Source organism: Verrucomicrobiales bacterium, assembly GCA_016793885.1.
In the GTDB taxonomy this organism is placed as follows: Bacteria; Verrucomicrobiota; Verrucomicrobiia; order Limisphaerales; family UBA11320; genus UBA11320.
Window position 1 is genome coordinate 14,850 of the sequence record JAEUHE010000013.1, and the last position, 13,402, is coordinate 28,251.

The 13,402-nt window shown below is 55.3% G+C and carries 12 protein-coding genes; 3 read left to right on the forward strand and 9 right to left on the reverse strand.

Features of this window, described 5'->3' with window-relative positions; translation table 11 throughout:
• Positions 1-22 precede the first annotated feature (22 nt).
• The 4 genes from JNN07_01855 to JNN07_01870 form a co-directional block, all read right to left on the reverse strand.
• Entirely contained in the window at positions 23-1,330 is a 1,308-nt protein-coding gene (locus JNN07_01855) for a hypothetical protein (protein MBL9166466.1), read from the reverse strand.
• 439 nt (positions 1,331-1,769) lie between these two features.
• Complete coding sequence (locus JNN07_01860) at positions 1,770-2,444, reverse strand: response regulator transcription factor (GenBank protein ID MBL9166467.1); 675 nt, start codon at positions 2,442-2,444, stop codon at positions 1,770-1,772.
• A 187-nt stretch (positions 2,445-2,631) separates the two neighbouring features.
• Positions 2,632-3,009 (reverse strand): response regulator, encoded by a 378-nt coding sequence (locus JNN07_01865; protein ID MBL9166468.1) that lies wholly within the window; start codon positions 3,007-3,009, stop codon positions 2,632-2,634.
• A 577-nt stretch (positions 3,010-3,586) separates the two neighbouring features.
• The gene (locus JNN07_01870) at positions 3,587-4,141 is read right to left on the reverse strand and encodes a histidine phosphatase family protein (protein ID MBL9166469.1); all 555 of its coding nucleotides are present in this window, start codon (positions 4,139-4,141) and stop codon (positions 3,587-3,589) included.
• A 501-nt stretch (positions 4,142-4,642) separates the two neighbouring features.
• On the opposite strand from JNN07_01870, the gene JNN07_01875 reads away from it, so the two are divergent.
• Entirely contained in the window at positions 4,643-6,073 is a 1,431-nt protein-coding gene (locus JNN07_01875; protein MBL9166470.1) for a sigma-54-dependent Fis family transcriptional regulator, read from the forward strand.
• Between the two features lie 172 nt (positions 6,074-6,245).
• On the opposite strand, the gene JNN07_01880 is transcribed toward JNN07_01875, so the two are convergent.
• Entirely contained in the window at positions 6,246-7,313 is a 1,068-nt protein-coding gene (locus tag JNN07_01880; protein ID MBL9166471.1) for a HAMP domain-containing protein, read from the reverse strand.
• Positions 7,310-7,984 carry a response regulator transcription factor gene (locus tag JNN07_01885; GenBank protein MBL9166472.1) on the reverse strand — a complete coding sequence of 225 codons (675 nt, stop codon included), beginning with the start codon at positions 7,982-7,984 and terminating at the stop codon, positions 7,310-7,312. The genes JNN07_01880 and JNN07_01885 overlap by 4 nt, the downstream gene beginning before the upstream one ends.
• A 1,276-nt stretch (positions 7,985-9,260) precedes the next feature.
• Here JNN07_01885 and JNN07_01890 point away from each other — a divergent pair.
• Together JNN07_01890 and JNN07_01895 are read left to right on the forward strand one after the other, a co-directional pair.
• Positions 9,261-9,452, forward strand: a complete 192-nt coding sequence (locus JNN07_01890; protein ID MBL9166473.1) for a hypothetical protein — start codon at positions 9,261-9,263, stop codon at positions 9,450-9,452.
• Between the two features lie 85 nt (positions 9,453-9,537).
• Positions 9,538-9,627 (forward strand): ankyrin repeat domain-containing protein, encoded by a 90-nt coding sequence (locus JNN07_01895; protein MBL9166474.1) that lies wholly within the window; start codon positions 9,538-9,540, stop codon positions 9,625-9,627.
• 534 nt (positions 9,628-10,161) lie between these two features.
• Here the strand turns inward: JNN07_01895 and JNN07_01900 are convergent.
• From JNN07_01900 to JNN07_01910, 3 genes are all read right to left on the reverse strand, one after another.
• Positions 10,162-10,764, reverse strand: a complete 603-nt coding sequence (locus JNN07_01900) for a hypothetical protein (GenBank protein MBL9166475.1) — start codon at positions 10,762-10,764, stop codon at positions 10,162-10,164.
• A 297-nt stretch (positions 10,765-11,061) separates the two neighbouring features.
• Positions 11,062-11,514 carry a hypothetical protein gene (locus JNN07_01905; protein MBL9166476.1) on the reverse strand — a complete coding sequence of 151 codons (453 nt, stop codon included), beginning with the start codon at positions 11,512-11,514 and terminating at the stop codon, positions 11,062-11,064.
• 355 nt (positions 11,515-11,869) lie between these two features.
• Positions 11,870-13,402, reverse strand: a 1,533-nt coding sequence (locus JNN07_01910) for a multicopper oxidase family protein (GenBank protein MBL9166477.1), incomplete at its 5' end; no start/stop codon positions are given.

Sequence of the window (13,402 nt, forward strand, 5' to 3'; positions counted from 1 at the left end):
GGAGATTGGGAATCGGCCGGTCTCACAAGGAGGGAAGAATGCGATAGAAACGCTGTGAGTGCGTGGCTAGTTCTGGATCGACGTATTCAGTTGGGCTTTCGGCTTTGCCTCCCACCGCCCCGATTGGCTCCCAACTGCCGCTCATCAAAGACGTCTTACTTTCGAGCCGATAGCCATAGCCGAACTTCCCGGTCCAACGAAGGATCACTCTGTTAATACCATCTACTCTCAAGCCCAGATCCGTGACAGCCGGGGGTGGAGCTGATTTTGTCACTTGGAACACATATCCGCTATCGTTGCAGACCACCAAAAGGTTGCCGTTCGGACACAGGGTCACGGCCCTTGGCTGGGCGAACTTCGCGCTATCCGTTACAGGAGGGTGGAGACCGTTCTCAAGAGAATACCCGTCTTTCGTGCCTTTGCCTCGGAGATACCTGTGCAGGATCCCGTCTGTGTCCACGAACCACACGTTGCCATCCCGATGTCCGCATAGGAAGTAGGAGCCGTCAGAACGAAATGCGATCCCACGCGGACCGTCGATGAAACTCTCGATCGCAAGTTGTCCATCTGATGCCGTGGGTTGATCGATGGCACCCGTAATGCGCGTACGTTCCTCCGGACCATCAATGCGAAAGAGCCCCGTAGACAGCTTCGTCGTGTCTTCCTCGGCTCTGTCACAGACGTAGAGCTTACCGTCTACCGGGTTTACATCGATGTTTCCAGGGTTCCGAAAGCCTACACTCTTTCCACACACAATCTCGATGCCATTGGTCGATGTCCAACGCTTCACCGCCGCCCCGTCGGCAATGATGCTCGGGGGCACGGGACGGAACTCGTGTGTATAATAGATGAGACTCTCATCAGGGCTAACCCAGAGTGCGCGACCTGATGGATACCACTCCGGATCCGGGTCGTTCACGATGGTAGCCATCATACCGTCAGTGCCAACTCGGCGGATGCGATGATTCCCTGGATCGAGCACATAGACCGTGCCGTTGGGGAGGACAAAAAGTCCGTTTACGTTGGAAAGTTGGAGGCTAGTGGCTGGGGCCGGTCCGTCGCCGTTGAAACCGCCGTCATGGGTGCCGGCGAATGTGTGAATGAGCCCGTCAGTCGTAAGCTTAAGGACGGCTTGCCCGGACTTATCCGCGATATAGATGTTACCATAGGCATCAGCTGCAGCCATGTGAGGATTGGATAGGCCGACCGTCGTAGCGGTAGAGCCCTCGGACTCCGGTGACCAGAAATTGATTGCCGTGCCATCAGGGTTGGTGGTGGTGGCATGATGGACTCCAGCTAATGCCAAAGTGTCGCCGAATCTATCTGACATATCCTGAAACTGATCTCCCCAAGCTTGATCCGTTACGATCATTGCCGAAATCACAATCATTATTCTTAGAATCAGAGGCATTTTCATTGGATTTAAACGTCAATCCCCGCTTGCTGGTGATGTGTTTTCCGCACGTCTGAGCTCAGCAGTTTCTAGTCCAGACTTTCTGGATGGAAGAAACGGCTTGCACTCGGCAAGTTGCGGAGGACAGACCGCTGCCTCTGAATTTTCGACCGAATCACGTTTCTTCATCTGCGTGGTGAAGCTACCACCTCAACACGCCGCCGGACCTGAATTGAACGTGACAATACTGTCATTTTGGAATGGGAACTCGTCAGGGTGTCGATCCCCGGCGGGTAGATGATGTTCCCTGCCCGAGCCGTCAAACTTGGTGGAAGCCAGGAATTGGGGGCTTCCAGGTCGGTGCGAGCGCAACTCCTTAGACTGCTGATTTAATCATGTAACCCACTCGAGGTATGGTGTGGAGCAACTTCCCTTCGAAGCCGTCCTCGATCTTGTCCCGAAGCCGCTTCATGTAGACGTCGACCAGGTTCGTCCCTGGATCGAACTGGTAGTTCCACACGCTCTCAACGATCGCGGGACGCGTGCAAACCCGGCCAGGGTTTCGCATGAGAAATTCCAACAGACGGTATTCGCGGGCCGACAGAGGGAGGACCCGACCATCGCGTCTGGCACATCGTGTGATGGTATCGAGAGTAAGATCACCGACTCGCAGTTCAACAGGCTGGCTTCCGGTTGTCCGACGACCAAGGGCACGAACACGCGCGATGAGTTCAAGTAAGGCAAAGGGCTTAGCCAGGTAGTCGTCCGCTCCAAGGTTCAATCCTTCCACCCGCTCCTCCATGGCGCCTCTTGCCGTCAGCAGCAACACAGGGGTTGAAATCTTATGCTTTCGAAGATCGCGCAGTAGAGTGAGCCCGTCACTGCCCGGCAGCATGATATCGAGAATGATGACGTCGAAATTCGGAGCCGCGGCTCTCATGAATCCCGCGTCACCTACGAGCTGAACGTCAACGGCCATGCCCTCAGATTCGAGTGCCTTGCGAATGAAAGCGGCGATCTTTTTTTGATCCTCTACAACGAGCACTCTCATCCGAAGAGTCTAAACCGACATAGGTCAAGTGTCCACATTCCACAGGAAGTAGTGGCGGGGCGGTGCTATCGTAGACCCTAAACTACATTCAGTCGAGTCCCCGGCTTCCGTCGCGATGTGGTCGTGAGGATGAACCTGAAGCGACCGATCGTGCAAATGAAGGGGCTGAGACAATCTGAATTGATATCTACCCTGGGTTAAACAGGACCCGAATGGCGTTCAACAACACTGGGATATCTAGCGGCTTCTCTAGCAGCACCTTGACTCCTGCCTCTTGGGCTCGTTTTTGTTGATCGGCGCGGGCCGTGATCATAACGACTGGTACGTCTGGGGCCAGCCGTGCCAGAAGGTCGAAGGCCTTCCAACCATCCGTATCGGGCATGTTAAGATCGAGGAGGATGAGGTCTGGTGATCCGTGCAGGAATTCGCGAATCGCGATTCGCCCATTCTCCGCCAGTTCCACTGTGTAGCCTTCCTCTCTGAGCACAGCAGCCAGTGACTCCCGGATACTGATCTCATCATCAACAATCAAAATGTTCTTTCGCGCCGCTGGGGCGTTGCTCAAAGGAGACGCTCTCTCACCCCCAATCGGGGGGAGCGATGACGAAGGCGCAGGCCCTTCCAAAGACGACGCTTGTGAACCGTCAGTATGTCCATTAACGATTTCCGCCGTGCTGGAATCGCAAGGCGGCGAACAACCCTCGTCGAGGGACCCGGTCCTATCCGGTAGCGCTGTTACAAGAGGTGGCGAAGCGCAGATCGGAATCCGCACTGGCCTTACCACCTCTCTGTAGCTGGTCCCTTGGGGTGTCATTGAGCATTTTAGAGCGAGATCCATTCCAGAGGATATTCGGCGGAACTTCCCCACCACTATCGGCTACCTCGTTGTTTCCCCTTCGGAGGGGAGCTCGAAACGGGTCAGACCTTCGGAATTATTTTGCTGCAGGCTGTGCGCCAGCAGACTCAGAAATCTCCGGAGGATCAAAGCGAACACTGAGTCCCTCCGGGCAAGACTAGGCTCGTAACTGGCGGTCCTGAAGAGATTCATGCGCTTCCATATCAAGGCATTCCCGCATGCCCAACGACTCTTCGTCCTGAGCCCATCGGGATCCGATGCCTGCTCGTGCGTATCGCCTCTCACCTCACCTGTACGTGTCACCCTTAAGCAGCCGTTGCGGGACATCATGCAGATCAGCTCGGCCGTCGGAATAGGTGATAACCCACAGTCGGTCGAAGGTTTTCTCCTTCCAATGGTCGGGCGTAGGGTGCACCCCAAGAGCACCGGCGAGTTGTGCGAGGTCGTGGTGTGTCCAGCAGACGATAACAGTCTTGCCACGAAAGGCCGGAGTGTTCATGACGCTTGTGGCGGCTGCTACATAATTGTCTGAGTCGTACGTCGTATTGACTGGCAGACCAAGCTCTTTGCTCACTGGAGCGAGAGTCTCGCCAGTTCGGTGGCTGTGGTCGTGTTTCGTGACACGCGTGCCGTGGAGCGCAACGACCGGCGCGTTGCTGGTGAATGGGGAACTGCGACCCAACAGCGAAACGAGCGCCCCCGCACGTTCCTCGCCTCGAGGTGAGAGATGCAGGTCAGCTGGATCGTCCGGCTTTTCGGCATGGCGTAGGAGAATAACTTGCGCGGGTTGCGCACCGGCCAGCTGCGCGACCAGGAGCAGGAACAAAAGGAGGCATTTCATAGGTTGTATTAGATCTATCGGAGAACCTTCGCACCTGTGGCATCGAGGCCACCTGCCCAGCAAGTATAAACTAAGCGGCTGAACCACCGTTATACAAACAAGAGCAATCCCTGAGCATACCACCGTCAGAGCGATGATGCTAAAGATGCCAACCAGCACACTGAGCCGACCTTGCCCCGCAACACAGCTGGTTCTAGGAGCGTGGCTATCTGGAATGTTAGCTCTCACAAATCTAGCTTCGATCTGCAGTTCATGCTGCGTACCCATCAAGACCCCTAAAGCCTTAAGTGTGCCATCGACTAGACCAGCCCCTAGGGCTTCCCTTCAGCGAGTTCTGCAATGAATGGTACGCGGAGGGCGGGGAAAGTGACTACCATAGCGTCTCATCGTGGTAAGCCACGGATAGCGTGACGCCAAAGCTGAGAGACCCATTTTGAAACCGGATAACGCTGGCTTCCCATACCACCAAGAATAGATCAAGGTTGCCTAAACCAGCTCAACATGTCCTTTACGCCTCAAGTCCTGCTAATAGAAGACGACACCGGTCTCGCGGCGAATCTGCTCAATGTGCTCAACGAAGAAGGGTTCAAGGTTAGCCTCTGTGCCCGCGGTGATGAGGGATTGGAGCAGGCCACGAACCAGGATTACGACGTGGTACTCACGGACCTGCGTCTGCCTGGCTTGGGAGGAATCGAACTCATCCGCAAGCTCCACGTCCTCCAGCCACGCCTGCCCGTTGTGTTAATGACCGCTCACGGAACGATTGAAACTGCGATCGAACCCACAAAGCATGGAGCATACGATTACCTCCAAAAGCCTTTCGAGATGCCGGAACTTATCAGCCTGCTCCACCGCGCCGCTGCCGCGTGCCGCCTGATGCGCGAGCCGGTCTCGCTTGTGGTCGAAGTAACAGACGGACGCACCGCACTGGTCGGCACCAGCCGCGTTATCCAGGGGGTGTGCAAAGAAATCGGGCGCGTCGCCGCCAAGCCCGTCACCGTGCTGATTCGCGGTGAGACCGGCACTGGCAAAGAACTGATCGCCCGCGCCCTCTATCAGCACAGTTATCGCGCCAAGGGAGCGTTCATCGCCATTAATTGCGCGGCCGTGCCGGAGAACCTCTTGGAAAGCGAACTCTTCGGCCACGAACGAGGCTCGTTCACCGGCGCGGACCAGAGGCGCATCGGTCGTTTCGAACAGGCGAATCGGGGCACGCTCTTCCTGGACGAGATAGGTGATTTGCCGTCCAGCACGCAGGTGAAATTGTTGCGCGTGCTCCAGCAACAAACCTTCCAGCGCGTCGGCGGCACCGAGTTGATCGCCGTGGACGTGCGCGTCCTCGCCGCCACGCACCGAGACCTGGAGGCGATGATTAGAGAGGGTAAATTCCGCGAGGATCTGTTTCACAGATTGAATGTGGTGACGATCCAGATACCCCCGCTCCGCGAACGTCGAGAGGATATTCCGGTGCTTGTCCAACATTTCCTAACCAAATACGCCGCCGAATTTGGGAACGAACCATCGCCCATCAGCGCCAACGCTCTGGCCGTCCTGCAGGAGGGAACCTGGCCTGGCAACATTCGCGAACTCGAGAACGTCACTCGCCGCCTGCTTCTCGCTGCGCGAGGAATGTCCATTGACGCGGACGCTGTGCGCCAGATGCTCGCTCTACGGGGGACCGATAAGGTGCATCACGCCGACTCCCTGCCGGCCCTGACTGCTGAACTGCTCGCCCGCGCGCCAAGAGGCGAACTACATGACGCCCACGCTCAACTCCTGGGACAAGCGGAGAAAGAAATCGTTACCCAAGCGATTCTGCTGGCGCATGGCAACCAGGCCCAAGCGGCCCGCTGGCTAGGCCTCTCACGTTTCACTCTGCGCGAGAAACTGAAACAACTCGGACTGCATCCAGGCCAGCAGGAAGAGCCGTAACCGTCCCGTTCATCTTCGTGCGGGCTTCCTCGGAGGGACCCGCAGGCCTCAGTGTAGACGCTTCACTTGCTTCGATGCCCTAACCATTTCCTTCTCAAGCAGGGCCGGCTGAACAACCCCCACAGCTGGACAAGCGGGATGTTGGCTGCCGCTTGCGGACTACTCTGAATCGCTAGACTTTGGATCCATGCAACGGAAATCGAACGGTAACTGTGGTGATCGCGTTCAAGGTGGACTCAATGGTAATGGTTCCGCAGTGGGAGTTTACGATCGCTTCGGCGATTGAGAGCCCCAGGCCGCAGCCTTCGACCTCACCCAGGTCGGCAGGGCTGCCGCGGAAAAACCGTTCGAACACCCTAGGTAGCTTCTCCGCAGGGATCCCAGGCCCAGTGTTGGATATAGCCAACTCGGCCATTTGGTCCAGTTTCGTCAGGCTGAGTTCGATACTTCCCTCCGCAATGTTATATTTAATCGCATTCTCGACTAAGTTGAGGAGCAACTGTCGAAGTCGATGCCTATCCCCAACGATGGATAAGGGTTCGCAATGTTTCATAGACACCCGAAGGTGAGCGCTACTCCCAAGCATTTCGGCGTCTTCAAAGGCCTCCCTGACTACCTCCTCCAATCTCACCTGCTCCTTCACATTCGGAACTTGGCCAGCGTCAACTCTCGCCAGATATGCGAGGGCAGTGACGATGCGGGTGAGGCGTTGAATTTCATCCAAAAGGCTCAAATAGGCCTCCCGTTGGCGTGGGGTCGCCTCCGGATCCGTCATACACATCTCCACCTCGCCCTGGAGTATTGCCAAAGGGGTTTTCATCTCGTGAGAGGCATGGATGGAGAAGTCGCGCATCTGCAAAAAAGACAACTCCAAGCGCTTTGTCATTCGGTTCAACACCACGCCCAATCGATCGATTTCGTCGCCGTTCCCTGAACAAGGCAACACTTCCCGCAGATTTTCCATGTTGATAAGCTCGGCCCTTTCTGCGAGTCGATCCAGCGGTGCGAGGCATCGTCGCATGATCCACCAACCTCCCACGACCGCGAGCAAAATGCAGGGAAGACCATATCCAAAAATCACCTCCGCCACTTCCTCCTCCATTCGCTCCTTGGGAAGGCCGTGGGCCTTGGCCTCGCGACGTTCCACCACCAACTCGAAATACATTCCCCCCCCCATCGCTAAAAGAGAGAGAACCAATACCACTCCATACCACACTGTTAGTCGCGTCCTGATTTTCATCGATCTGAGCGGATCAGGTAACCCACTCCCCGGACGGTGTGGAGGAGTTTAATCTCGTGGCCCTGGTCGATCTTCTCCCTCAAGCGCATGATATAGACATCGACCAAGTTTGTACCTGGATCGAAATCGTAGTCCCAGACGTTCTGAACGATTGTCATCCGCCCGCAGACTTGCCCAGGTGATTTCATGAGGAACTCTAGCAATCGATACTCGCGGACTGGGAGCTCCAAATGCTTGGTTCCCCTTGTCACCTTTCGGGTTACAGTATCTAGCGTTAGATCACCCACGCGCAACAAGGTTGGATTGTTGCCTGAAGCCCGCCTGCCAAGCGCACGGATCCTGGCTATCAATTCAGGCAGATTGAATGGTTTGGGTAGATAATCATCAGCACCAAGATTGAGTCCCTCCACCCGGTCTTCTGGAGTTCCGCGAGCAGTAAGCATCAGCACAGGTGTCTGAATTTGACGTGCACGCAGGTTTCTTAGGACGCTCAAGCCATCCAAGCCAGGCAACATGATATCCAGGATAATCACGTCAAACTTTTGTGAGGATGCCAGCGCGAAAACCGACTCACCAGCGTCGAGCACTTCTACGGCGAAACCTGCCGCCAGCAGTGCTTTGCGGATGAGGGCGGCAATTTTCCGTTGATCCTCGACTACAAGTATTCGCATCCCAGCTTCCAACGGACGTTGTTTGAACGGTGATGTTAATTCAACCAGACTGGTCATTTATCGAACATCTCACGGTATTGTGGGTAAGCCTGTCCACAAGATGACAGCTTTGTCACTCAGCTTTTCTGTGAGGGCGCTTTTTGGAAAACAAGCATGAACGATGATTACGCATACCCTCTACTTTACCAATTAATGGACAAGTAGATGGGATTCCGTCGCATACACGTTTTAGGCCCATCGCCTCCCACTCTCAGAAGAAGTTGCTATCGTGATGACCTTTGTCGATTGCGACTTGCTTTCCGCTTCCGAATACAGCGTCGTTAAGGGCCTTCCCGTGAACCTCAGCTGCCAAGAGATTATTCCGAGTTGGAAAGGATTAGGGTGAGGCCTCTGACAGACAAGCTTGGGTACTGGTCATCGGATAAGCGAGGACGTTTTCCCGGTGGCTCTTTGTGACTGGTCTCTCGGTGGCATGTCGGCCGTTCAGCCCCGCGACCTGGAAATTCCACTCGGCTTTTTCGGAAAAAGTTCCTTCGATGCGAAGATCTGGAAGGATGGTAGCGACACCGGCAAGGGGACCCGAACCACCTTGTCCATACCCGTTCCCGCATCGATTTGGGAGCTCAACTCCGGATTTATCTGGCCCCCGATGGTGGGTTTGTTGCCAAATTGTCCCCGTCGCGATAGGCGGATTGCCGCATCATGTATAACCTGGAAGGAGACGATTGTATAAGTGTAGTCGAGGCGTGAGTCGCCAAACCACCGAAGTGGTACCGTTCAGGAACCTAGATGACGTCGTATTTATGCAGCTTTTTGGTGGGAATAGTTCAGAAGACCGCCGAGCCTTTGGCGATAGATCAGTCCCGTCGCCTGAGAATTTCGTGAAATCGGGGCCAAACATTATGAGATCAACGAGACTATGGCACCATATTGCGATTTGTATAATTGCAGCGGGTCCCGCAGGAGGCTTCATATTCGGACTTCTCAACCCGGGTGACCCGGATCCTAATCCTGTCGGGCGATTGGTTTACGCGTGTATGATGACTGTGCTGACTCCGTTACATGCCGGATTTCCACCACACAATGAAAACGGAGCGGTCCAATCAAGCAATGCCTGGCCACATATTGTTTTTGCATTTTCTGTGATATTTACCTGGGTTGTTTGTCGTGATCGGAAGTTAGCAAAAAAGTCAGTTGAACCAACAGTTTGAGCGCAGCCATCTCGGATCTCTCACCCGTGATACTCAGCACGCCATGAACCTCTCATTTTATCCCCATGATAAACGCCCGCGAAGGCGACCGTTTTGCCGCACTCAGCCCGTCTGTAAATCAAAATGGCGAATCTTTGGATATGAGCAAAAGCATGATGGAACAAATTTCGGAAGGGCGTACGGATCTGGTTTTTGATTACGTGGGCAGTGGATACGCTGCGTCCTCCTGCGATCCGGACGGGATTTCGCTCCTTTAACGGTGTTCGTATCACGGCGACGTGAGCGCCAACGTCCTTGCTCGCCAATGGCGAGTCGTTGTCTGCTTTGGGTTAACTTTACGCCCTGAGCAAGGCTGCCTTTCATGGACACCCTGACCTTTGCCAGTTTTTGATCGAGCAAGGTGCGGACGTCAATCAGGCCCAGGACCGGTGAAACGCCTCTGCATTCCGCACTCTGCACCACTGATCGATCCCGTAGTGTCCAGAAATTTGAGCGAGGCCACTCTCATGCGACATCTCGGTAATCATAGCGAAGTAATCCGCCGAGTCGCCGACGTGAACGAATAGTGCCGCTCTTTGGAAACTCCGCGAACTCAGGCCGGATGATTTTGTTCTCGATCCCCTGGTGGTTTCGTTCCTGATGACAATTTTCAACGAGCTGACAAACAGCTTCTCGCAAGGACGATTCGCCAAACAAGATCGTATTGTCCAAGCAAGATTCTTTGACCGTCCGAAGGAAACGTTCGGCAACAGAATTCAAATTGGTCGTCCGCGCTGGGAACTTAAGAGAATTCACTCCAGCGGTCTTCAAGGTCTCCCGGAATTGCTCAGTGAATGGGGAGGACCGGTCCTGAATCACATACCGATAACCACGAGGAAATCCGTCTGCGGCGTCCGTATGATTGCGCGCTATCTGGTTCATCCAATGACCGTCCGGTTCAGGGACGATCCCAGCAATTCGAACTTCTCAGGTCGCCAAATGTGTCACGAACCGGACGTGGTAACGGACTAGCCCCGCAGAAGTCCACACCTCGGCGGTGAAGAAGTCGGTGACGGCTGTGACATCCCAATGACTTCTCAAGATCTCCTTCCAGGTCATCCCCTTCCGGCCTCCTGGCGTTGGATCAATGCCAGCTTCCCGGAGAATTTTGGCGTTCGTCCCACGTCCCACCTCGTATCTCAAGTTGGCCAGAGCTCCTTGGATTCGCGTGTAGCCCCACGACCGATTCTCGCGTGCCACTTTTATGACCAGTTGCTTCAGATCGCCGGCGGTTGGAGGCCGACCTGCTCCGCGGTTCTTGATCCCGTCGTACTTCTTGGCGATTAACCGACGATGCCAGGCAAGTAGAGTGGCTGGGGTGACGATACTCGCAAATTGGAGAAGCCCCTTCCGCCCCACGGACTTGCCCTTGACAGCTAACGTTCGGCGCTGGTCATAGGTGAAACGAGGGTGTTTCTCCAATTGTTCTTGCAGAACCCGTACCTCATCCTGCAAGCATTTAATGACTGCTTGCTGCCGGCGGTTCATCCACCCGGCACAGCAAACCAATAGAAGCGACAACGGATTCATCGCAAGACTATCCCTCGATCGGTCGAGAACGACAAACTTTGCCTTCGAACGGATGACTTCCGCACCTCTCGCAACACCAACAATATCAACTGATTCGGTGTGTTCGAATTTTCGGACACTACGGCGTCCCAACGCAACCCACCAGCACCGCCACTGTCACAACCATTGATGGGGCGAAGGGACGGAGGGGGTAACGGGGCAATTTCACACTGAATCTCCCAATGAGTAGCAGAGCAGACGCGAAAACCGAAGCGGCTGGGCGCCCTGAGATACCAGCCGCTTCGGCGTGAACAGTGACTATTTCTTCTCTTTCTCCATCCCCTTCGTTGGCCCGCTGCCAGGTTTCGTCGAGCAGCAGAACGCGGAGTCGTCACCGCAAGCTCCGCAGCTATGTTTCAATACGGCTTCTTTTCCTTTACCATGGCCAGTTACCGTGACGGTTGAATTGCAGCCGGGACAGGCATGGCTGCCGATCAATTCCATGGGTTGGCCCTTCGACATCAGTAACTCTGCGCCCTTCACTCCTTGCCTCACACGAGTGACATAGACAGTCTTGCACTTGGCGCAGACCATCGCGATGGAGTCATCCACCTTCAGGGCGTCGGCATGGCCTTTGGTCTCAACCTTATTAAGCATCATCAGATGCTCGCCACCTTTCATGGGCTTCATCGGTTCGGCAGCGTTGACAGTGAACACGAGCGCCAAGGAGGCACAGGCGATAAGGTGGGTCTTGATAATGTTTGTTTTCATGTCCGTTTTTCTTTCTACGTTGTTGAGCTTGTTCTTTGCTGAGGCGAGTATTGTCTCCGCCGACTCATTCCACTGTGTGATACGCCGCACCGCCATCTGTCCCTTGACCTTCCTCTGTTGAAACCTCTCCCGTTTTTGACATCACCCGGCGTGGTAAGACAAAATGCTGACCCGTCCTGAGGCGAACGGAGCCACTGAGGCGTTACAACTTCCTTAGCTTAGTTATTGTGGGGAAATAGCGTTGGTCACGCCATGGGGTGAACACCCCATGAGGGGGGAGGAGAGAGGTCAACTCACTTAGCCAGCGGCTATTCGGCGAGGTTCGTGGTGATGATGGGCGGTAAAGATTATCTCTCTATTGCTTCACGAGTCGGAAATACTGAGCACCGCCGTTCCTAGGAAGCCGAAACTCCACCCCCACGTCAGTATGGCTGGGGACGGCCGTTACAGGAGTCCAGGCCGAGTCATGACCCAAGTGAGGCGTTCCCTCCAATCGGTAACCGGTGGCTTCATGCGGAGCGACCACTATGATCTCCTCAGCTTCCCGCCGGATGGCCAGACGCGGGCCATCCACGGTAGATGCACTCACATCGAAATTGAGCATCATGCCGCCATCCTCATGCTCCAGATTGTGGCAATGTAGAACAAAGGCGCCGAGGTAACTTTCAAACTTGATCAGAATGCGAACGGTCTCGCCAGGGTGAACGAGAATCGTGTCTTTCCATCCTTGGTCCTCCGGAGGAAGGATCGAGGCTGTGCTCCGCGAAACAACCTGGAAGATTGCCCCATGAACATGCATCGGGTGCATGTGATCCGCCTGATTGTGGAATTTCCAGACTTCCAGTTCGCCCAGAGGAACTGTAAAATCGATCCTATTCATCTGGTAGAGAAAGCCGTTGATCAGGTCGGTCGCCATTCCACCGCCGTGGCCTCCGTGCCCCCCACCGGGCATCGTGATGACGAATTGCCTCGTTCGTTTGGCTTGAGCGTGGTCATGGCCGATGAACGGAACCAGGGTCTTCGGAACTGATCCGCCGCTGCCGGTGTGCTGACCGATGAATCGCATTAATGTTCTCGGCTGGCCCTGAGTGCTCCCCATGGTCATGTCGCCGTCGAAGGCGAGGCTTTTCAGTTCGACGGTTGAGCCGTGCGGGGAGTTGGAAAAGTCGACGAGGATCTCGGCCCGGTTTCCTGGGGCAAGCAGCAGTGAAGTGACTTCGATGGGGGCCGGCAGCAGACCTGCATCATTCGCGATCAGTTTGAACTTGGCCGTGTCGCCCAACCCGATCTTGAACACGCGCGCATTCGAACCGTTTAGCAAGCGCAGCCGATACACCGAGCGTTTGACCTGCAGGCTGGCTTCCGGAACCCCATTGACGGTGGTGGAATCGCCCAAGTAGCCGAGCACCATGTGGTCCATGACGGGGGAGTAAGCCAGGGTATGACCTGGGTTACTGACTCGGTCCTGGATCAAGAGGGGGACATCCAACTCGCCCTGAGGCAACCCCAGTGATGCTTCGGCGGGATCCTCCACAATGAAGAAGCCAGCCAACCCCAGGTATACCTGCTTGGCAGTGAGTTGATCCGTGTGAGCATGGTACCAGTAAGTGCCCGCCGGCTGCTGAACGGGGAAATCAACTTCATAGGTCCCTCCTGGAGGAACGGAATCCCTAGGGTTTCCGTCCATGTTCGCAGGAGCGAGGATCCCATGCCAATGCAGGACCAGCGGCTCGGCGAGTCCGTTCTGAATTCGCGCCTTGAAGCGCTCACCCGCACGAACCCGGATCGTGGGGCCTGGAATGGATCCATTTAAGGTGAGAACCGGTGTTGGAAACCCGGGCCACACCTCCTTCGTGTCGGGTTTGGCCTGGAGCGTTCCACCCGAAAA